The following is a 23,590-nucleotide window of genomic DNA, read 5'->3' as shown; positions in this document are numbered from 1 at the left end:
CCGTTTCACTCGAGCCCGAGCAAGGCTGGTGCTGCGAGCTGTCGACCGCCACTTTCGCCCTAGACGGTCAGGTAGCGCTTCACCACGTCATCACTCAATGCTGCTATGTCGCCCTCCGCTACGCGCCGGCCACGATCAAGGATGGCAAAACGATCTGCAAAACGGCGAGCAAAGGGGAGCTTCTGCTCCACCAGCAGTACGGTCAGCCCATCATCGGCGATCAGACGGCGAATGACCTCGCCAATCTGGGCGACGATGTTCGGCTGGATGCCCTCCCCCGGCTCATCGAGGATCAGTAGCTTGGGCTCGAGAACCAACGCACGCCCGATGGCCAGCTGCTGCTGCTGGCCGCCCGAAAGATCCCCGCCACGACGCTGGCGCATTTCCTTGAGCACGGGAAACAGCTCGTAGATACGCTCGGGTACCTGGCGCAGGCCGTCCCCGCGCGCTGCGAGACCGGTACGCAGGTTCTCTTCCACCGTCAGCAGTGGAAAAATCTGCCGTCCCTGAGGCACGTAACCGATGCCAAGGCGCGAGCGATCTTCCAGCCGACGGCGCTCCAGAGCCACGCCATCCGCGTATTCCAGCGCTCCACCACGGATCGGCACTTCGCCCATGATGGCTTTCATCAACGTCGTCTTGCCGACACCATTGCGCCCCAGCACGTAGGTGCAGGCCGCTTTGGGCACCTGCAGATCCAGGTCCCACAGCGTATGGCTTTCGCCATAGAACTGGTTGAGCCCACGAATGTTCAGCATTGGCGGGCCCTCCGGTGTGCCAGCGCAGCGAGCCAGCGCGGATATCGCCGTCTTTTCATGCGGGGTCCCGTAACGTGATCCCATGCGACGACATAGGCACTTCTTACACCGGGATCCAGTGGAAAGCGTTCCAGTCCCATCATGCAGCCTCCTCATCGCCACCCAGATAGACCTCGACCACCCTGGGGTCGCTGGCCACCTTGTCCATGCTGCCTTCCGCCAGCACGGAGCCTTGATGCAGCACCGTGACGGTGCGCGCGATGGACCTGACGAAGCCCATATCGTGCTCAACCACCACCACGGAATGCTTGCCGGCAAGTCCCTTCAAGAGCTCGGCCGTGCGCTCCATTTCCTGTTCGGTCATACCGGCAACGGGTTCGTCCACCAGCAGCAACCGCGGGCGCTGCATCAGCAGCATGCCAATCTCGAGCCACTGCTTCTGACCGTGGGACAGGATGCCTGCCTGGCGACGGCTCAAGGCTGACAGGCCGACGGTTTCCATGACCTCTTCGATACGATTGCGCAGGTCGGCATTCAATCGAGCGACCAGGGTGGGCCACAGACTCTTGTCGGTGGCCATGGCAAGCTCCAGGTTCTCGAACACGCTGAGCGCCTCGAACACCGTGGGTTTCTGGAATTTCCTTCCAATACCCAGGCGTGCGATCTCCGGCTCGTTCTTGGTCAGCAAGTTATGACGGCTGCCGAACCAGACGCTGCCCGTATCAGGGCGGGTCTTGCCGGTGATGATGTCCATCATGGTGGTCTTGCCGGCACCGTTGGGCCCGATGATGCAGCGCAGCTCACCATCATCGATCGTCAGGTTGAGCCCATTGATGGCCTTGAACCCATCAAAACTGACGGAGACATCCTCCAGATAGAGGATGGGGCCATGGCGGACATCGACCGGGGACGCCTGCGGCACCAGAAAGTCGAAGACACGATCGCGATCGGCCAGACCATGCAGAAAACTCATGGGGTCGCCTCCTGTTTTACCGTCATGTTGTTAGGTGCATCATCGTGCTGACGGCGACGAGACAATAGCCCGGCGATACCCTGAGGCAGCAGCACGGTGACCAGCACGAACAGCGCCCCCAGGGCAAACAGCCAGGCCTCGGGCATGATCCCGGTGAACACGCTCTTGGCATAGTTCACCGCCAGCGCGCCTATGACCGCGCCATACAGGGTCGCCCGCCCCCCTAGGGCCACCCACACCACGATCTCGATGGAAAACAGCGGGGAGAATTCGCTGGGATTGATGATCCCTACCTGGGGCACATACAGGGCGCCAGCGACCCCGGCCAGCATCGCCGAGACGACGAACACGAACAGCTGGTAGCGCTCTACCCGGTAGCCGAGAAAGCGAGTGCGCGACTCAGCGTCACGTACTGCCACGCAGACGCGGCCAAGCTTGCTCACGACAATGGCTCGGCACAGCAGAAACCCTATTGCCAGGGCGACGCCTGAGGCGATGAACAAGCCCAGGCGCGTGCTGTCGGCGGACAAGTCGAAGCCCAGCAGCTCCTTGAAGTCGGTCAGGCCATTGTTGCCGCCAAAGCCCATCTCGTTGCGGAAGAACGCCAGCATCAGCGCGAAGGTCAGGGCCTGGGTGATGATCGACAGGTAAACCCCGGTGACCCGTGAACGGAACGCCAGAAAGCCGAACACCAGCGCCAGCAGGCCCGGCGCCAACAGCACCATCGCAAAGGCCACGCCCGGCATGTCGAATCCCAGCCAGTACCAGGGAAGGCTATCCCAGTCGAGGAAGACCATGAAATCGGGTAGCAACGGGTCGCCATAGACGCCGCGGTCGCCGATCTGGCGCATCAGGTACATGCCCATGGCGTAGCCGCCAAGCGCGAAGAAAGCACCGTGGCCAAGGCTGAGAATGCCTAGATACCCCCAGACCAGGTCCACAGCGACTGCCAGCAAGGCATAACACAGATACTTGCCGAGCAAGGTAACGGTATAAGTAGAGACGTGAAGCGGGTGATCGGCGGGCAACAGGTTGGCCAGCACCACCAGAGCCATGGCGCCACACAGCACCGCCAGGAAGGTCAGCGTTGAGCGCTCGCCAAAGGGGCGAGCAAGCCAGTGTCGGGATGTCATCATGCTCAGCCCTCCGCCGCGCGGCCTTTCTGCGGGAACAGTCCCCGCGGCCGCTTTTGAATGAACAGAATGATGAACACCAGCACCAGAATCTTGGCCAGCACTGCCCCGGCCCAGGGCTCAAGTACCTGATTGATCACGCCAAGCGAGAGCCCGGCGACCAGGGTGCCCCACAGGTTACCGACGCCACCGAACACCACCACCATGAAGGAATCGATGATGTAGTTCTGACCCAGGTTGGGACCCACGTTGGTCAGCTGGGACAGCGCCACGCCAGCAAGGCCTGCCACGCCGGAGCCCAACGCAAACGTCAAGATATCGACACGGGTCGCCCGAATCCCCATGGAGCGGGCCATGGCACGATTCTGGGTGACAGCTCTCACCTCCAGGCCCAATCGCGTCCTGCGCATGACCAGCATCAGCGCGGCAAAGACCAGCACCGCAAACCCGAGCACGTACAGCCGGTTGAGGGTCAGCGACAGCGCATCGTTGATGAACAGCGAGCCGCTCATCCACTCCGGCGTCACCACGGTACGATTCAGGGGAGAAATCAGCGTACGTACCAGCTGCTGCAAGATCAGGCTGACACCAAAGGTGGCCAGCAGGGTTTCCAGCGGACGCCCCTTCAGAAACTGGATGACGCCCCGCTCGATCGCGACACCCACCAGTGCCGCCACCAGAAAGCCTGCCGGTATCGCCAGCAGCAGCGCCAGCCCCGGCTGCCCCGGCAACAGCTGCTGCATCGCCCAGGTGGTGTAGGCTCCCAGCATGATCAGTTCGCCGTGAGCCATGTTGATCACACCCATCACGCCGAAGGTGATCGCCAGACCAATAGCGGCCAGGACCAGGACAGAGCCCAGCGAAAGGCCAAAGTACAGCGTCTCTGCGGCGCGATTGAGCTTCAGCGACTGCTCAATGTCAGCCAGCGCTGCGGACGCCGCGTCGGCCACCATGGCGTCTTCGCTGCGGCTGGCCTGCATCAATGCCGCCCTGACCTGTCCATTCAGACTGCCGGCGAGGTCCGCGACAGCGGTGCTGTCGCCCTGCTCCAGTCGGTGGATGGCAATCGCCTGGGTCAGGGCCGCCGCCACCTCCGGGTCACTCTCGTTCTGGGCAAGTTCCGACAGGGACTCCACCACCTCGGTATCGACGTCCCCCAGCAGCGCTTTCGCTGCAATCAGCCGCTGCGCGGGATCATCGACGCGCAGATCCAGCAGGGCCAGGGTGCTGTCCAGGTGGCCACGCAGACGATTGTTGATGGCGACCCGGTCAAGCTCGCGCCGCGACACCTCCCCTGCCTCTTCCATGGTGAGCGCGTCTGCCACCGGCCATTGCCGGCCTCGGTTGGCCAGAATCACGACAATGTCGCCGCTGTCCTTGACCTGGGCCAGCTTGCCCTCGGCGAAACTCTCGAGCCATCCGCGTGCGCGCGTGTCACCACTCGCGGCGATGGCATCGATAGCCGCTTCTTTTTCGCGAAAGTTGGCCTCAGCGAGTGCCTGCAGCAGCTCGCGACCAGCGTCTTCCTCTGGAGTTGCACTGGTGTCCTGCGCTGCGGCATTGTCCTGTCCAAGAGCACATGGCCCAAGAGCGACCAGGCTGACCAGCAGCAGCGCCTTCAACCAGTATCGCCATGCTGTTGTGTTCATAGCGGAATTCCGTGAGCGCCCTTGTCAGATCGTCAAGGGCATCATGATGGGCGTGGTCCTGGCCGGGACGTCATGGCGCCCCGGCCGTGTTTTTGGTAGCGAATGTCACTCCGTGGCAGCAACGTCAGCGCCGCCGCCGCAGCTACCCTGCACCACGTTGTAGTTGCCGCACTCGAGCGGTGCACGCCAGTCGCTGATCAGATCGCGGGAGCCTTCCAGGTAGTCTGACCAGGCATCCCCAGCGACGGTGGAGGGCGTTTCCCACACCACCGAGAATTGGCCGTTGTCCTGGATTTCACCGATCAGCACGGGCTTGGTGATGTGGTGGTTGGGCATCATGGTGGCGTAACCACCGGTGAGGTTGGGCACCGACACCCCAATAATGGCTTCCTTGACGGCGTCCACCTCGGTGGTACCGGCCTTGCGCACCGCTTCTGTCCACATGTTGAAGCCAATGTAGTGAGCTTCCATGGGGTCGTTGGTCACGGCGTTGTCGTCGCCGGTATAGTCGTACCAGGCGTCGATAAAGTCGTAGTTGGCGTCTTCGTCGACGCTCATGAAGTAGTTCCAGGCTGCCAGATGGCCTACCAAGGGAGCCGTATCCAGGCCGGACAGCTCCTGCTCACCTACGGAGAAGGCAACGACGGGAATATCGGCGGCATCAACGCCCTGATTGGCCAGCTCACGATAGAAGGGAACATTGGCGTCGCCGTTGATCGTGGAGACCACGGCGGTTTTCTTGCCCACTCCGCCAAACTGCTTGATCTCGGAGACGATGTTCTGCCAATCCGAGTGACCGAAAGGGGTGTAGTTGACCATGATGTCCTCGTCGGCCACCCCCTGGGACTTCAGGTAGGCCTCAAGGATCTTGTTGGTGGTGCGCGGATAGACGTAGTCGGTACCCGCCAGCACCCAGCGCTCCACGCCGACATCGTTCATCAGGTAGTCGACGGCCGGAATGGCCTGCTGATTCGGTGCAGCGCCGGTGTAGAAGACGTTCTCGGAGGACTCCTCCCCCTCATACTGAACCGGGTAGAACAGCAGTCCATTAAGCTCTTCCACCACCGGCAGCACGGACTTGCGAGAGACCGAGGTCCAGTTGCCGAAGATCACGTCGACCTCATCCTGGGCCAACAGCTCACGCGCTTTCTCGGCAAACAGCGGCCAGTTGGATGCCGGGTCAACCACCACCGGCTCCAGCTCGCGACCCAGCAATCCCCCCGCTTCATTCTGCTGCTCGATCAGCATCAGCATGGTGTCCTTGAGCGTCGACTCGCTGATCGCCATGGTGCCGGACAGAGAATGCAGGATGCCGACCTTGATCGGGTCCTCGTCGGCAACGGCGGGAGCCGCCATCGCCACAGACAGTGCTGACAGCGCAAAGGCAGAAAGCGCCAAGGAACGGCGGGCAGGATTAAGCACAGCAGAGGCCGAAGCTAAGGACATGGGAAATTCTCCAGGGTGACGTTGTCGTTATCGGAGTCGTGGCGACAGGTCGCGGTGCGCGATCGTCGCCTCACTCTGACAAAGCAAGTTCCATGCCACTTATGTTTTCACGGGCCCCGGTGTTATCTCCCGGTTCTCTTCGGACTGGCAAAGGCACCCTCATGGTGCAGCCACCCTTGCCGACTTGCACCAAAAGCAGACGTTGACGTCCGCCATCCCACAGCCTGCGCAACGTTCTTCAAGACGTTCCGCGCCATTCTGTTAAGCGCCGCCTTACGACTCACCGCTGAGCACGCATAGGGTGACCACCTTGCCCGCCTCAATATGGAAGGCCACAGGCCACTCGATATGCTCGTGCCAAGGCGCCCTCCCGTGGGGTGGTCCAGCAGATTGCCATGCGCACGACGGACGAAAGACAAGAAGGCCAGGCAGCGCACGATGCAGACAGACCTCCGCGAAGTCCACGTAGCGCTTTAGGTCAGGAAAGATGGCCTTGTAGATCGCCTCCTTTGCACTGAAAAGAAGCGTCACCGCCATAGGCCTCGATAGCCACCCAGGAAGGTGCAGGAGTTCAGCACCACTCGCGACCACCTCTGCCACGCTATCGGCCTCATCAGCGTCCAGACACTGCTCTACGTCAATGCCCACCCCTGCATATAAATCAGAGGATGCCACGGCGGATAACGCCAGGTCGCTGCAGTGAGAGATGCTGCCAAGCACGCCAGGGGGCCACCGCGGAAGACGGTCAGCCCCCCTGCCCGGCACCCCGCTGTCGATGCCCAACAGACCAAGCGCATAGACCGCGCAGAGGCGCCCGGCCCGGTACTCATCGCGCCGTTTCGCCACAGCGCCCTCCAATTCAGCCGGCAACGGCACCCTGGCCAGCGCTTGTCGCACAGGCTCCTTGCTGCCCGCCCACGACGTTTGACCCGCCCCACTGCTAGCGAGCCAGAAGCCAGCGATAGCGAGCCCAGGCCGGTGCAGTGCCCTCAGCTGGAAGGGCTGGCCGTAGGCCTGTCGGTCGCCCGTGAGCGGAGTGCCAGCCCCGCCGATCGAGATGAAGCTCATTCCCCTTCTCGACCGACGGGGGCTAAACGGCTCAGGCAGTCACATTTCACATACTGCATCACCGGGGCCGATACGCTTACGTCTTCAAGGGGTCGGTCAGGTCTTTGACCAGCACCTCGGCGATCCAGTCAACGGCATCCAGCATCCCCATATGGGTCACTCCCGGGCATGGAATGAGGGCGGGTACCGTACGTGAGAACTCGGCAACGTTGTTGTCAAAGACCGAGCTCAGCACCAGGTCATCGGGGACACCACCAGGTCTGCCCTCGACGGGCGCCACCTCTTCCAGCGCCTTGAACAGCACGACCTGAGTGCTCGTCAGCGGTCGTTCATGGGCGGAGCGCAGCATGTCACGGTTGACCTCGTACAGCTCCTCCCAGCGGTTCAACAGAAATTCATCCGGCGGAATACCCTTGTTGACCAACTCCTTCTCGAAGTCATCGCGCACGTCCTTGGCATTGCCGAGAAAGTCCGCATCCCCCATGTTGAAGTAGGTGTCCAGCAGGTACAGACGAACCTTGGTGAAGCCTCGCTGCTCCAGCTGCCAGGCCATCTCGGTGGCGATATTGCCGCCCAGTGACCAACCCAGCAGGCGCACCTCCTCATCCACCGCCAGATGCTCCTCCATGACCTTGAGGTAGAGCGCCGCAATATTGATCAAAGAGGCTTCCGGTTGGACCACGGTGTGGTTGTAGTTATCGATGCCGTAACAGGCGTAGTGTTCACCCATGGCGTCGACCAACGTCCTGTAGACATCACTGTTGCCGTAGCCTGCATGAACCATGAACAGCTTACTGCCGCTCTCCCTGCCGCCGCCGAGGAAGCGCATCAGCATGCTGAGCTCCTCGCCTTCCCCGCAGGCGATGAACTCGGCCAGCTGGGACACCGTGGTGTAGCGATAGAACGCCGATACGGACACCGTGTGCCCTGCCTGGGCCCGCATCAGGGAGGTCAACTTGATCAGCTTGATCGAGTCTCCTCCCAGCAGGAAGAAGTCATCCTCGACGCCGACCCGCTCATGGCCCAGCACCTCTTGCCACTGCTGGCACAGCTGAGCCTCGAGTGACGTCCTGGGCGCCACGTAGGCTTGGGCGGAGCCCTCCAGGGTCGGTGCAGGAAGCGCCTTGCGGTTGAGCTTGCCGTTGATGGTCAACGGAATCGCGTCAATGAACTGGCAGCTGGCTGGCACCATATAGGACGGCAGCCGCTCCGATAGACGCTGTTTCAAGGTGGCGACCTCGATCTGCTGTTCCTCCGCAGACACCACATAGGCGGCAAGACTTTGCTGACCGGCGTCGCCATAAGCCACCACTACCGCCTGGCGTACCTCCGGCTGAGCCGTCAATGCCGCTTCGATCTCACCCAGTTCAATACGATTGCCCCTGATTTTCACCTGAGCATCATTACGCCCCAGGTAGAGCAGGCCGCCATCCGGTAGCCAGCGGACCAGGTCACCCGTGCGGTAGAGACGATGGCTACCGCGACAACGTGCATCCGGCTCCGGCGCCAGCGGGTTGTCGAGGAAGCGCTCCTGGGTCAGGCTGTCACGGTTCAGATAGCCCCGTCCTACACCGGCTCCGCCAATGTAGAGTTCTCCTGTGGCGCCCACCGGGACAGGCCGCATGCCTTGATCAAGAACATATACCTGGGTATTCAACAGCGGCGTACCGATCTGCTGGGCGGCGTCTCCTGGGTGATAGCGATGGGCCGTCGCGCAGACCGCGGCTTCGGTGGGACCATAGGCATTGTAGAGACGCAGATCGTCCCGATAGAAGCGGTCAAGCAGCTCGGTGACAGGCGCCTCACCACCCACCACCAGCGTCTTGAGCGAGCGCCAGTGGCTCGGGTCAAGCTGCCCGAGCATGACCGGGGGCAGGATGGCCAGTTCGATTTGCTGCTCTCTAGCCACTCGGTCAAGCTCAAGCACATCTCGCCTGACCTCGTGAGAACACACGACACAGCGAAGGCCACAGGCAAGGCTGACAAACAGCTCAAACACGCTGGCGTCAAAGATGACGTCGGCGAACAGCAGGCTGGTGGCACACTCGTCCATCCCAAACCGCTGCCGCTGGGCCGCCACCAGATTGACCGCATGACGGTGCTCGATCATCGCCCCTTTCGGCACCCCCGTGGTGCCTGAGGTGTAGATGACATACGCCAGACTGTCCGGCGTTGCGACCGCTGTCGCGTCGGCTTCCGAGCCCAGCCAAGCGGCGTCATCGGTCAGCGTCACCAGCCCGGGCATCTGCGCCATGTCGGACCACCATTCATGCAGCCTTGAACGGTAGTGCTCATGACACAGCACCAAGCCGAGGCCAGCATCCTCCACGATAAAACGGGAACGCTCGTTCGGATGCTCCGGCGACATCGGTACGTAGGCGGCCCCCGCCTTGAGAATCCCGAGGATGGCCACGATCAGGTCGACATCGCGATCCAGGTAGAGGCCAATCAACGTATCCGCGGTGATCGGCCGCTGGAACAGCTCGACGTGCTGCTTACGCAGACCATGCGCAACGCGATTGGCTCTGCGGTTCAGCTGTGCATAGCTTAGCTGGACCGCGTCATCGACAAGGGCAATGGCGTCTGGGGTCCTTGCCACCTGGTCCTCAAACAGGCCATGCAGGGTCATGGCGGAGGTCAGCGGCTGATGAGTGCTGTTCCACTGGTCCAGCAGTTGCGCTTTCTCCTCTTTAAGCAACAGCTCGATCTCGGAGTGACGACCGCCCGTCGCCGCGATATGCACCATCTGCCCCACCACATAGGCCAGACGCTCGAGCAAACGCTGAGCGTTGTCTTCACTCAACCAGCTGGCGTCAGACTCCAGCTTGAACGACAGCCGACCCTGGTCCATGAAGACGATCAGCGACAGCGGGTAGTTGACCTTTTCCTGGGCCCCGCGCACATGACGCTTGGTGTCTCCGCTTTCACCGTCGGCCTTGGCCACCGGGTAATTCTCGAACACCACCAGGCTGTGAAACAGCCGCTGCGCCCCAGGCTGCAGCTCGGCCAAGGGAATTCCACAGTGGGTGTTCATCTCCAGGGTGGTGGCCTGAACAGTGGCGAGCACATCACGTACCCTGCCATCGGAGGGCCAGTCGATGACCAGCGGCAGCGTATTGATGAACAGACCCGCGCTCTGCTCGATCCCCTGCACCGCGATATCGCGCCCGGAAAGCGTCATGCCGGTGATGGTCTGGGAGGCTCCGCTGTAGACCTGCAAGAGCTTGTGCCAAGCCGTCTGCACGATGGTGTTCAGGGTGACACCCAGCTCGTGACACAGAGACTGCATGCCGTCCTGCACCCGCTCCTCCAGCACCAGACCTGCCGATATCGGGTTCCGTATGACCCGAGCATCACGCCACTCGCGACCCTCGAGCAGCCCCTCCAGACTGGTCTCACCTTCCCAGGTCACCTTCTTGGCGGCCCAATAGGAGCGGGTAGCATCTGCCTGTCGCAGCTGATAGCGCTGAGCCTCGGCGTAGGCATCATCGCGCCCCGGACGAGGATGCTCCCCCCGCTCGATGGCGTCGAAGTAGCCATGCAGGCTTTGCCACAACAGGGCGGTCGACCATCCGTCGGTCACCGCATGATGGGTATTGACCAGCACGGTCACTCCGTGAGTGCCGCGCTGAATCAGCGTGACGCGGAACAGTCCCGGGCGCGACAGGTCGAAACTCTCCAAACGATCCTGCGCCTGAATCTCCTCAATGGTTCGATCATGCTCCTCGAGCGGTACGTCGCTGATGTCCCGAAGACGGAAGCAGTGTTCATCCAGCGTCAGTGATCTCGCCACCACCTGCAGGATATCGCCCTCCTCCCAGTCAAAGCCGATACGCAGGCTCGGATAGTGCTCCACCAACAGCTCCCAAGCGCGGCGATAGTGGTCGATGCGCAAGCCCTCTGAATAGTCGACCAGCAGCTGCACGCGGTAGGCATCGTCCTCGGGATGATTCAAGGCATGGAAGATCATCCCCACCTGCAGACTGTTGGCGGCATACAGCGCCTCGACATCGTAGCGCTGCTCCAGAGAACTCAGACGAGACAGGGTCAACCCTGTGACATCGAAGTCCGAAGGTGTGCGCACGCCACCAGTGCGCGCCGCACCCATGGCCGTGGCGGCCACCTCTTGAAGTCGCTCCTGCAGACGGTCTCTTACCTCGATGGAAACGCTTTCTCCCAGCTGGGTGGTGACGTCGAAGAACAGCTGATCGTCGAGCACGGCGCCGTTGATGTTGATGACAAAACGATCGCGATTGTCCGGCGACATGGCCCGCCCGCAGGGCTCAACTACCAGTCCATAGGTCGCCTGCTGCGGCGCGGAGAACTGGCCAAGATAGTTGAAGCTGATCCGCGGCATCGAGGCTTCCGGCAACCAGCCGGCCTGCTTCAGCGCACCGAAGCCAAGACCGCCGTCGGGAATGCCACGAAGCCCTTCCTTGGTCCTGATGATCACCTCTTCAGTGTCACCCTCGGTATTGACCCGCACCGGGTACTGGACCGTGAACCAGCCCAGGGTAGATGACAGGTCGATTCGATCTTCCAGGGGCTGACGACCATGGCCTTCCAGCAGCAGGGTCACGTCTGACTGCTTCAGCACATCTGCCAGCGCCAGCGACACGGCACTCACCAGCAGATCATTGATCTGGGTGTGATAGCCGGCAGGGGCCTGATGCAGCAGTGCATCGGTGTCCTCTCGAGAAAATTCCAGCGTCGCCGAGGCAGGTGCTTGTAATGCCTGCTGCAGGCACCTTTCCTCGAGCCACTGCTCCCCGCCATCCGCAGCCACGACATGCCGCCAGTAACTGGCCTGCTCGGTGTGCTCCTGGGCGTAGCGATGGACCGCCGCCACCCACTGACGATAGCTGGTGGTCTTGGACGGCAGGCTGCCGCCTTCCAGCAACTGCACCAGATCCCGTGCCAGAATCCGCCAGGACACTGCGTCCACTACCAGATGATGCAGGGCAAAACAGAGGCGCGAGCGGCCATCGTCATAGCCGCTGAGGTGGATCACCTGCCACAGCGGACCACGCTCGATATCAAACTGGCTCTGATGCCGCGTCAGTTCCTGCTGGAGCCACTCATCGTCACCCTCCGTCACCGACAGGGTGATCACCGGGGCGGGCATCATGTCCGGTGCATAGCACTGCCGATACCCCGTTTTCTCGCGCACGAACCGGCAGCAGAGCATGTCGTGCTGGTGGCTCAGTGCCACCAGGGCCTCTTGCAGCTCGGGCACGGTCACGCGCTCGGGTATGGCCACCATGAAGGCCTGATTCCAATGCCCCGGCTGGGCAAATTCCTGCTCGAAAAACCACGATTGAATCGGCAACAGCGAGAACGTGCCGGCAAGCCGGCCCTGCTCGGCATCGATGTCGGCCCCATCCTGACGCTGGGCCAGGCGGGCCGCCAGCGACGAGATGCGAGGCGCGTCAAAGATGTCCCGACCCTGCAAGGCAATCCCCGCCTGCCTCAGTCTGGCGACCAGTTGAATGCTGATGATGGAGTCGCCACCAATCTGGAAGAAGTCGTCCTCGATGCCGACCCTTTCACGTCCCAGCACCCGCGCCCAATGCTCGCAGAGTGTTGCTTCCAAGGTGGTGCGAGGCGCCACATAGGACTGCTGGCGATCCTCTTCCTCGGGTTCGGGAAGCGCCTGACGATCCAGCTTGCCATTGATCGTCAGGGGTATCGCGTCGATGCAGGTGCAGCTTGCCGGCATCATGTAGGACGGCAGCCGCTCCGCCAGCCGATGGCGCAGCTCCGGCATGCTGATGGTTCGCTCTGGCGCCAGGATCACATAGGCCGCCAGACTCTGCTGCCCTGGCTGACCGTGGGCCACGACCACCGCCTGGCTGATCTCCGGCTGCGACGTCAATGCGGTCTCGACCTCACCCAGCTCGATGCGGTACCCGCGTATCTTCACCTGGTCATCGTTACGTCCCAGATAGATCAGGCTGCCGTCCTGCAGCCACCTCACCATATCGCCCGTGCGATACAGACGTGCCCCTTGCTCACCGTGAGTGCTTGTCCCCGCGAAGGGGTCCGCCACGAAGCGCTCCCGGGTCAACCCATCGCGATGCAGATATCCCCGACCCACCCCAGCGCCGCCGATATACAGCTCTCCAACGGCACCGACGGGCACCGGCGCCATCTGCTCATCAAGCACATGCACCTGCACGTTGGTCAGTGGCTTGCCGATCTTGGCGGAGGGATCCCCAGGCTGATAGCGGTGAGCCGTGGCACAGACGGTGCCCTCGGTAGGTCCGTAGGCGTTAAAAAGCCTCAGGTCCTCGCGATGGAAGCGGTCGAGAAAGTCCCTGACCGGCGCCTCTCCTCCCACCACCAGCGTCTTCAACGAACGCCAACAGGCCGGATCCAGCTGCCCGAGCATGACCGGCGGCAGAATGGTCAGCTCGATCTGGTAGCTCTGGGCCAGGTCATTCAGCAAGGCCACATCCCGTCTGGCTTCCTGCGAACACAGCACGCAGCGAAGTCCCGACGCCAGGCTGACGAACAGCTCGAACACGCTGGCATCGAAGATAATGTCCGCATAGAGCAGGCTGGTAGTGCAATCCAGCACGCCAAAGCGCTCTTGCTGGGCCTCGACCAGGTGGACGGCATGGCGGTGCTCGATCATCACGCCCTTGGGGGTCCCCGTCGTGCCCGAGGTGTAGATCACATACGCCAGGTGATCTTCCTGGGCCATCGGTGCCACGGGCTCAGACGCCCCCAGCCAGGTGGCATCGGCCGCCATCGTCAGCAATACAGGCTTCGATGCGACTTCCTCCATGCCTTCGCTCCAGCGGGCCTGATACTCCTGCTGGCAAAGCAGCACTCCCAGCTTGGCGTCGTCGGCCATGAACACGGACCGGTCCCGCGGATGCTCGGGCGACAGGGGGACGTAGGCGCCTCCTGCCTTGAGAATGCCAAGGATCGCCACGATCATGTCGACACGACGGTCCAGGTACAGGCCTACTCGAGTATCGGGTGCCATCGGCTGCCCGGCATGGGCGCTGGCGTACTCGTGGCGCAGCCCATGAGCGACCTGATTGGCCCGTGCGTCCAGCTCTCGATAGGTCAGCGAGGTGTGCTCATCCACCAGCGCCGTGGCCTCCGGGGTGCGCGCCACCTGGGCCTCGAACAGTCCATGCAGGGTGGCACCGGAACGGCGGGGAGCGCTGGTTGCATTCCAGTGCTGGATCAACTCCCGCTCGCCCTTCAGCAGTAGCGACAGATCTACATGGCGCGCATCGGGAGCATCTACCACTTGCCCAATGACCCTCACCAGCCGCTGCAGCAACGCCATCGCATCAGCATCGCTCAACCAGCGGCTGTCCGAGTCCAGGCGGAAGATCAGTTTCCCCCCCATCTCTCTAGCAACAAGGGCAAGTGGATAGTCCAGTTTTTCCTGGATCGCCCGCACCGAGCGCGTCTGCTCCAAGGCGCCGCCCTCTGCCGGGGCTGGATAGTTCTCGAATACCACCAGGCTATGGAACAGCCGCTGGCCTCCCTCCTGCAGCTCTGCCAGAGACACTTCGGTATAGGTGTTCATATCCACGGTCGTACGCTGCACCGCGTTGAGCACATCGCGCACCGTCGCCTTGGCATCCCAGTCGATGACGAGGGGCAAGGTATTGATGTAGAGACCGATGCTGTGCTCGATCCCTTCTACGGGTAGATCGCGGCCCGACAACGTCATCCCGGTAATGGTCTGGATGGCACCACTGAACCCTTGCAGCAGCTTGTGCCAGGACATCTGAACCAGCGTATTGAAGGTAAGACCGGAGGCGTGACACAGGGCCTGCATGCGGCGATAAAGGTCCTCATCCACGGTCAAGGCTGACGACAGCGGCTGCTGCACCACCCGCGCCTCCCGCCATCCGCGGCCGGCGAGCAAGCCGTCGAGCGTTGTGGGGCCCTGCCAGGCACTCCGCTTTTGTTGCCACCAGGCCGCGGAACGTCTGCGATGATTGAGATAATGACGCTGAGCCGCACCATAGGCACGGTCGCGACACACCGTGGGGCACCGTCCCTGAGTCAGCGCATCGTAGAAGCCATGCAGGCCCTGCCACAGTAGCGAGGTCGACCAACCATCGCTGATCGCATGGTGAACGGTAATCAGCACCGTGGCGTTGCTGTCTACTCGGCTGAACACGGTAACCCGGAAGAGTCCAGGCAACGACAGGTCAAAACCTTCGTCGCGATCAGCCTGGCGCGCTTCCTCGATAATATGCTCCTGATCTTCCGGGCGAACGGACGAGAGGTCTCGAACCCTGAAATGGCGATCCGACAAGGCAATCTGGCGTTCTGCCAACTGCAGAATCTCGTCGCCGTCCCAATCGAAGCCAATCCTGAGACTCTCGTACTGAGCCACCACCAGCTCCCAGGCTCGCCGATACTGATCCAGGTTGACACCCGCCGTGTAATCCACCAGCACCTGAACACGATACGCATCATCTTCGGGATAGTTCAGCGCATGGGAAATCATGCCCTTCTGCAAGCTCGTCGCAACGTAGACCGCCTCCACATCGCGGCGATCTGTCAGGCGCAGCCACCTCTCCATCGAGATGCCTTGAATAGCAAAGTCAGAAGGCGTGTGCCTGCCGTTACCGCGGGAGGCTTCCAGCGCCAATTGCACGACTTCGGTCAGTCTCGTCAGAAAGGACTCGGCCAGCGTGCAGGCGGTCTCAGCCCCCAGGCAGGTCACCAGATCCACCTGTAGCTCACCCCCGGCCACCCGACTGACGACCTGCACTTGCAGCATCGCCATCGACTCGCCAGCAGGACCTGGATCCACCATGCCGCTCAACTCGACGTCGAGCAGGTGCTGAGTGTCCTCCGCCACGTCACCCAGGAAGCAAAAGCTGGCCAGGGGCTGTGCCCCGCCCTGTGATGCAGAGAGTGACGACGTGTCTAGCACAGGGGATGGCGAAGGTCGCGACAAGGGGTCTGACGCGCCGCCCTGTCCCATCGGGGCGAGTGCTCCGTCCAGGTGTGCTCGCACCGCCTCCTTGACCCCCATGACCAAGGTATCCAGCTCCCCCGTCGCCGACACGGAAAGCATGTAGGGGAAGGTAAATTGCCCGACCGTAGCGTCAAGGTCGAGCGAAGCGTTGCCGCCATGTCGCCCGCCATGACGCCCAGCATGGCGATAGTCTCCCTCCAGCAGCAGCATGACCTCCGGCTGCTCAAGGGTGTCAGCGAGGGCCTGGCTCAGTGCACTGATCAACAGCTCGTCCACGCGGCTATGAAAGCCGGCAGGCGCTTCCTTCAGCAGCACAAGGGTGTCTTGCGCCGACAGTGACCGAGTGACACGCTGCCACTCCTGACTTTCCCCCACGGTGAGAGCGTCTGCCTCAACAGCAGGCCTTTGACCGTCCAATGCAGCAGGTAACGTCTGGTGATCAAGCGTAGAGGCGCTTCCTGACACCTCCACCCACTGACGAAAACTGCTGGTCTTGGCGGGCAGCGGCTCGCCCGCCAGCAGCCTTTGCAGATCCCGCCGCAGAATCTGCAGGGATGTACGATCTGCCAGCAAGGGGTGAACGAACAGTATCAGCGCGTCAGGCTTACCCTCTCTTACCATCAGCGCGGACTGCCACAAGGGGTCAACCGTCGCGTCACAGGCCATCCATTGGCGGGCCAAGGCCAGCGCCTGGGTCGCCACGTCATGGTCACACCCCTCGAGGGTCGCTAGCGCAGGCAAAGGGGCGTCGGCGATATAGTGCTGTTGCCATTCACCCTCAACCAGCAAGGGGCGACTACGCAGCATGTCGTGCTGATCTGCAAGCCGCCCCAGGGCGACCTTGATCTCCTGTTCACCGACGCCCTCTGGCGTCTCTACCAGCACGAGTTGCCCCGAGTCACGTGCCAGCCTGAAAGCATCCGTCAGCACACTGGCGGCAGCGCCAGCCTGGTAGACGCCCGTAGACGCCTCCGCCACCGCCGCTGTGTCATGGTCCTGTGGCAACACGGTTAGCTGCTGCGCGTCCGGCTCTACCCGTGCTGCACGGCCTCCCCGGCACTTGGCGGAACCGCTCGAAAGCCAGTGACGTTGGGTCGACGCCAAGGCGAAGGCTCCGGACAGCGTTCCCTGTTCCGCTTCATCGACGCTGATGCGTTGCTGCAGCAGTGCTGCGAGTGACGAGATGCGAGAGGCTTCGAAGAGATCGCGACCCTGCAGGCGAATCCCCGCCTGACGCAGACGCCCCACCAGCTGAATGGCAATGATGGAGTCACCGCCAATCTGGAAAAAGTCATCCTCGATACCCACCCGCTCCAGGCCAAGTGCACTGGCCCAGTGCTCGCACAGCGATTGCTCCAACTCGGTGCGAGGAGCCACGTACTGATCCCGGCCTACCGCCGTCTGGCTAGGGGCCGGCAACGCTCGCTTGTCCACCTTGCCGTTGATGGTCAGCGGAATCGCGTCGATTCCCTGAATGCTTGTCGGCAGCATGTAGGGAGGAAGTCGCTCGGCCAGCCGCTGCCTCAGGCTCGCCAGCTCGAGGCTCTGACCATCTAGCATCACTACATAAGCCGCCAACGCGTAATGCGGTGACTCCCCCCAGGCAATAACCGTCGCCTGGTGAACGTCGGGCTGGGCCACCAACGCAGCTTCGATCTCGCCGAGCTCGATGCGATAGCCCCGCACCTTGACCTGGGTATCATTACGTCCGAGGTAGAGTAGATGACCACTGGGCAGCCAGCGCACCAGGTCTCCAGTGCGGTAAAGTCGCGTCTGCCCCAGGGCACGCTGTTCATCCGTGGCAAAAGGATTATCGATGAAGCGCTCCCGGGTCAGCTCAACACGGCCAAGATACCCCCGGGCAACACCGGCCCCACCTATGTAGAGTTCACCAATGGCACCTACCGGCACCTCAGCCATATGCTTGTCCAGTACATGCGCCTGAACATTGACCAGTGGCTTGCCAATCAGTGCCGCCGGATCACCGGGATGGTACAGGTGCTCGGTGGCACACACGGTGCCTTCGGTGGGTCCGTACCCATTGAACAGGCGTCGCCCCTGTTTGAAGAAACGATCCATCAGCTTGGCGGTCGGCGCCTCCCCCGCGACCACCAATGCCTTCAACGACGACCAACGCTGTGGATCGAGCTGGCCTAGCAATACCGGCGGCAAGGTGGCCAGTTCTATCGCCTGCTGCTCGGCCAATTGATCCAGCAATGCGGGGTCGTGTCGTGCGGCCTGGGAGCAGATCACACTCTTCGCCCCCATCAGCATGCCGACGAACAACTCGGACACGCTGGCATCAAAAATGGTATCGGCATATAGCAGACTGGAAGCGCAGGAAAGGCCATTGAGAGGTGCCTGCTGCGCAAGTACAAGATGCACTGCATGGCGGTGCTCCACCATCACACCCTTGGGCTGCCCGGTGGTGCCTGAGGTGTAGATGACATAGGCGAGATGGTGATCGCTGGCCACCTTAGGAGGGCGAGTCTCTTCACCTAACCAGGCGGCGTCCGACGTTATCGTCAATACGACGGGACCATCAGACACAGCGGTCAGACCGTCCAGCAGCCGCTCCTGATATTGCGCGTGACACAAGACGAAAGCAGGCGCGGCATCCGCCGCGATAAAACCCAGGCGCTCGCCAGGGTGCTCCGGTGACAGTGGGAGATAACCGGCGCCTGCCTTCAGCACACCGAGTATCGCGACCACGAGATCCACGGTGCGATCCAGATAGAGTCCTACCAAGGAATCTGGCGCCAGCGCGCTTCCGCGCTGCTGCTCACTCTGGAGCCGAAGTCCATGCGCCACACGGTTGGAGAGCACATCGAGTTCGGCAAAGCTCAGGGTCACCTGGCCGTCGGTCAACGCTGGCGCCTGTGGCGTCTGACGTACCTGGGCCTCGAACATATCGGTCAGGGTCGTGCCCACGGGCAAGGGAGCCGTAGCCGAGTTCCACTGACGCATTGCGGCGAGATCATCTGCACTGGGAAGACACAGGCTGGCGACCGTACGGTCCGCTGCCCGCACGCCTCGCGCCATAAGATCGATCATGGCACTCATCATCTGCTCGGCATCCGACTCACTGAAGTAGTGATCGGAATAGATCAAACGAATCTGCAGGCTCCTGCCACTACCGTAGTCCAGCAGCTTGATCTGCAGTGGAAGGATCACATCCGTGGGGTTGAGCTCTTCTGTATAGGACGCCACCTGATCGTCAAAGTTGTTGTACATCATGACGATATCGCAGTGATCCTGAGTGCTGTCCTGCTGCATTCGCCGCACTTCGGCGGCCGGATAGCAGCCGTGCCTGAACGCCTTGAGGGTATTTCGCCCCGCTCGCGCCACCAGGTCCGAGAACGACGCCTCTCGCATCTCCGTGACTGGACAGTGCACCAAGGCCGCATTCGCCTGCATCCCGATGGTCTGCTCTGCACTCTTGCCGCGACGCCCATGGAGAGCCAGACCAAAGACCAGGCTATCTCCCGCCGTCTGTGTCGCAAAATGACAGCCACAGGCAGCTATCAAGACGCTCAGGGGGCTGGCACCCGTGCTTTCACAGTACTCTTTGATCGAGCGGTTCACTGCTTCAGGTAGGTCTCGGTTCAGCCACTTTCCTTGCTGCTTAGTAGAGCTTCGGTACCAGGCACTCAGACGCGTCACCTCATGCGATGACAGAAAGTCACGCCAATACGCCTCGTCCTTGCGATACCTTGAAGACATCAAATAATCGCGAGCCGAATAGACTTGCGGCAGGTAGGCGGGAGACGCCTTCAACCACTCGACACTCGCGTCATCGAGAAGACATTGATACGCCTTTCTCAATGACTCACGCAGCACCGCCAGGCCAACGCCATCGACAAAAATGTGGTGAGTCATCAAGCACAGGAAGTAGGAATCCTCACCCACTCTTATCAAGCTTAAAGACACAGGACCTATGGATCTATCGGTAAAGACTGGCGCCACATCGATCTGTTCTTTCATCCACTCTCTGGCGGCTGAGCGGGGATCTTCTTCCCGGGAAAAATCCAAACATTCAAGTGATGCCCTCAGCTCACCAAACGGCAGCACCTTCTGGCCTACGTCGCCGTCAGGGGTGATCTCCAGCACCAGCCTCAGGCAATCGTGCTGCTCGATCAACAGTGTCCAGGCATCCGCCAGGCGATCCACTTCTCGCTGAGAACCCAAGCGAACTTCATCGTACCATCCCAGCCGAAACTTCGAGCTCTTTGGTTCGATCATCTGGGAGACATAGACGCCTTCCTGGACAGGATGTAGAGGATGGATATCGGATTCTTTTGATGCATCTGAGAGCAATGAAGCAGGCATGATCTTGGGCACTCAATCAACGGACTTATTCCGCCATAGATAACCCAACACTACCCACAAAAACACCCTGAACGACATCCAGAGCCAATCACTGACAAAAAAAGGTACGACGAAGCACAGACGTGACTAAAAGAGCACAAACCCAATATCAACAAGACAATCAATAAACACCAAAACCCGACAACAACAACCCCATCCTTTATGGCAGAAACCTTGAAAAAAGCGACATAAAAAACAATTATGTATGAAATCTCTCGCCACAGCAGTGGCTTTACTCACACCAAGTATGAGCATAACCAACCCTCGGCTAAAAGCCCTTCATTGAGAGTCATTTTTAGTAGACATCACTAACTAAAAACACCTGCAGGACTAACGCCGTTAAAATGAAGGGATCAAACCATGAGCGTCCCAGCAGAACTTAGATGAAAAGGGGGACTCACTCCCCTCAATTGACGAAGCCAGAGTGATAAGGCCGCTATTACCTGGAGAGTGACGGAGGTTACTGACACAAAAACCGCCAGACCATTGGTCTGGCGGTTCCGGGCATTCCCTGCTTGACTCAAGCCTAGCGCGATACCGAGCCCCTGTATCAAGCCCTATGTGTGCCCCAACTGATCCAGCACCGCTTCGGTGAAGTCTCGACATCCCGCCTGTCCGCCAAACTCGCGGGGGCGGTGCAGGCCAGCTTCCAGCACCTCATCAATCGCCAGGCGCAAACGCTCCGCCGCCAGCGACAGCCGCTCATCATGGTGGCCCGTGGCCAACCATTCGAGCATCATGGCCCCGGACAGCAGAGTCGCGATCGGGTTGGCGGCATCCTGCCCGGCAATATCCGGTGCGCTACCGTGGGCTCCTTGAAACAGGCCATAGCGGTCACCAAGCTCCGCCGATGGCGATACGCCCATACCTCCCACAGTGGCAGCGCCAAGATCGGAAATGATATCGCCAAACAGGTTCTCTGCGACGATGACATCATAGAAGTCGGGACGTTTGACCAGGTGAACCGTCATGGCGTCCACGTAGGCGTAGTCCCGCTCAATGTCATCGAATTCGGCGCTGACCTGGTCACAGACCCGTCGAAAGAAGGCGTAGCTTCTCAAGATATTGGCCTTGTCACAGACGGTCACGCGGTGCTTGCCATCGCGAGGGGCACCTTGACGTTGGCGCGACAACTCGCAGGCGAAGCGCGCTACGCGTTCGGTCCCCTTGCGAGTGATCACCAGACTATCGCTGGCCATCTCGTCTCTGAGTATTACCCCCGCTCCGCGGCTGGCATACAGCCCTTCGGTGTTCTCACGCACGATCACGTAGTCGATGGTGCCGGGCTGGTGATGCCTCAACGGCGACTCCACCCCAGGCAGCAGACGAATGGGCCGCACGTTGGCATACAGGTCAAGGCCAAAGCGCAGCTTCAAGTGAAGGTCGTTACCCACTTCGGTGCCATCGTCATAGGTCACCCCGGGAAGCCCCGCAGCCCCGTGCAGAATGGCATGGCTGTCTCGGCATGCCGCCAGCGTCTCTGCAGGCAACACCTCTCCGGTCTTTTGATAGTGACCTGCACCACCATCCAACCACTCAAACGTCAGTACATCCGGCCCCAGCAGGGCGTCCAGCACCCTTACCGTCGCCTCAGTGACCTCTGGGCCAATGCCATCACCGGCAATGGTTGCGATGCGATAGCTCACGTGGCGTCCTCTTATGGTTATAGTGTTCAAGAGAACGATCATAACGCATGATTCGGGCATGCTCGGAGAGCATCTTTCCAACGACGGGGGAGGACACCGGTTCCCACCGACATCGTGTTTGCTTGCCGATCGCTAGGACAATCCACTCAGCAGCGCGGCCGTGCCCCCACTTCGGCCTTGTGCCTCAAGCCCCGCGCGAATCCCCGCCCGCTCCTCGTCGCTCTTGTTCTGGCTCGCCTTGTGCTTGCCGCTCAATGACTCCACCACCAACTCTACCCCTACGATGCCTCGCTGCATTTTTTGCAGGTAGTCATGCGGCGCATCATCGATGCTCCACGGGTCGTCCCTGGGCTGTTCAAAACGATCCACCAGGTCACGCAGGTGTGCCGCAAACCAATCACCATCTTCGGGAAAGCTCAGCTGGCCTTGCGCGTGCACCACCTGATAGTTCCAGGTAGGCACCACACGACCATGAACCTGCTTATCGGGATACCAACTCGGAGAGATATAGGCATCCGGGCCCTGAAACACCGCTACCGCGTGCGCCAACCGGCGCTGCCACAGACGATTGCCACGTGCGATGTGCCCTCGCAGAACAGCGCCTCCAGACGTCTCCGTGTACAGCAGCGGCAGGTGGTTGATATGCATGCCATCGTCGCCACAGGTCACCAGTGTCGCGAAGGGATGGCGCTGCATCACTGCCACCATGGCAGCATGTTCCGTCATGGCGAAATGCTTGGGTTGGTACATAGTGCGTGTTTCCTTGGTAGGGGTATAGAGGCGTCAGGTGTGGAGTGAATGGTGGCGCGTCAGATCTACGCACCACGCTCGACAATCGCCTTCGTCATGGCGGACAGTGACCGCTTCTGCCGCCCGTGCTGATCAAAGTTGTCAGCCGCCAGCCACTCACGATAGAGCGGCTCCAGCAGGCTCCATTCGTGATCCAGCAGGGAAAACCAGGCGGTGTCGCGATTGCGGCCTGCCACTATCCGGTGCTGGCGAAAGATGCCTTCAAAGGTGAAGCCAAGCCGCTCGGCGGCACGCCGCGAGGGCGCGTTCAACGCATCGCACTTCCATTCAAGGCGGCGATACCCCAGCGCAAAGGCATGAGCGGCCATCAGTATCAGGGCTTCACTGGCCATGCGCGTGCGCGACAGAGCTCGCGAGAAGCTGATGTGTCCCAGCTCGATGGTGCCATGCTCAGGTTCCAGATTGAGCCAGGACGCGGTACCCAGCGCCCGGCCTGTGTAACGGTCGACGATGGCCACAAACACGGGGTCCGACTGTTTGGCCCGTTCCTCTGCCCAGCGGTAGCAGCCATCTGCGTCATGGAAGGGACGCCCGCCCAGGTAGGTCCAGCGCCCGATCCCATCACCTGGGTCGTTCGGATCGTCTCCCTTCCAGGCCTCCCACAGTGAGCGCGGGTGACGCTGGCCATCGAGTCGCTCGACCCGGCATTGCTGACCTTGCAAGGCCTCGCCAGAGGGGATTGGACAAGGCCCATTCCAGCCCTTCACCTCGGCACCCACTGGTTGACCGAACGCACTTTTACCTTCCCAGCTACCGTCCATCGGCATAGTTCAC

General features: G+C 61.2%; 10 protein-coding genes. All 10 read right to left on the bottom strand.

What is annotated here, in order from left to right:
• Window positions 1-59 precede the first annotated feature (59 nt).
• Window positions 60-758 (bottom strand): urea ABC transporter ATP-binding subunit UrtE, encoded by a 699-nt coding sequence (gene urtE / locus KUV72_RS17145; RefSeq protein WP_222239201.1) that lies wholly within the window; start codon window positions 756-758, stop codon window positions 60-62.
• A gap of 139 nt (window positions 759-897) precedes the next feature.
• On the bottom strand, window positions 898-1,731 hold the full coding sequence (urtD, locus tag KUV72_RS17140) for an urea ABC transporter ATP-binding protein UrtD (protein WP_222163360.1): 834 nt from the start codon (window positions 1,729-1,731) through the stop codon (window positions 898-900).
• Window positions 1,728-2,867: an urea ABC transporter permease subunit UrtC gene (urtC, locus tag KUV72_RS17135; protein WP_222239200.1), complete on the bottom strand. Its 1,140-nt coding sequence runs from the start codon at window positions 2,865-2,867 to the stop codon at window positions 1,728-1,730. Before urtC ends, urtD begins: the two co-directional genes overlap by 4 nt.
• 2 nt (window positions 2,868-2,869) lie before the next feature.
• A complete protein-coding gene (urtB, locus tag KUV72_RS17130; RefSeq protein ID WP_222239199.1) occupies window positions 2,870-4,513 on the bottom strand; it encodes an urea ABC transporter permease subunit UrtB in 1,644 nt (547 codons plus the stop codon).
• A gap of 105 nt (window positions 4,514-4,618) precedes the next feature.
• Complete coding sequence (urtA, locus tag KUV72_RS17125; RefSeq protein WP_261317552.1) at window positions 4,619-5,869, bottom strand: urea ABC transporter substrate-binding protein; 1,251 nt, start codon at window positions 5,867-5,869, stop codon at window positions 4,619-4,621.
• 363 nt (window positions 5,870-6,232) lie between these two features.
• Window positions 6,233-7,027, bottom strand: coding sequence for a 4'-phosphopantetheinyl transferase (locus KUV72_RS17120; protein WP_222239197.1), 795 nt, complete (start codon window positions 7,025-7,027; stop codon window positions 6,233-6,235).
• A 76-nt stretch (window positions 7,028-7,103) separates the two neighbouring features.
• Entirely contained in the window at window positions 7,104-20,321 is a 13,218-nt protein-coding gene (locus tag KUV72_RS17115; protein ID WP_222239196.1) for a non-ribosomal peptide synthetase, read from the bottom strand.
• A gap of 596 nt (window positions 20,322-20,917) precedes the next feature.
• On the bottom strand, window positions 20,918-22,006 hold the full coding sequence (locus KUV72_RS17110) for an isocitrate/isopropylmalate dehydrogenase family protein (protein WP_222239195.1): 1,089 nt from the start codon (window positions 22,004-22,006) through the stop codon (window positions 20,918-20,920).
• Between the two features lie 132 nt (window positions 22,007-22,138).
• Window positions 22,139-22,756 carry an FMN-binding negative transcriptional regulator gene (locus KUV72_RS17105; protein ID WP_222239194.1) on the bottom strand — a complete coding sequence of 206 codons (618 nt, stop codon included), beginning with the start codon at window positions 22,754-22,756 and terminating at the stop codon, window positions 22,139-22,141.
• A gap of 65 nt (window positions 22,757-22,821) precedes the next feature.
• Window positions 22,822-23,583, bottom strand: coding sequence for a GNAT family N-acetyltransferase (locus KUV72_RS17100; RefSeq protein WP_261317545.1), 762 nt, complete (start codon window positions 23,581-23,583; stop codon window positions 22,822-22,824).
• Between the last annotated feature and the right edge of the window lie 7 nt (window positions 23,584-23,590).

The sequence above is a fragment of the Halomonas sp. DP4Y7-1 genome (assembly GCF_019800705.1).
Taxonomy (GTDB): Bacteria; Pseudomonadota; Gammaproteobacteria; order Pseudomonadales; family Halomonadaceae; genus Halomonas; species Halomonas litopenaei_A.
The sequence above is the reverse complement of the archived record's forward strand: the minus strand, read 5'-3'. Positions and strand labels throughout refer to the sequence as shown.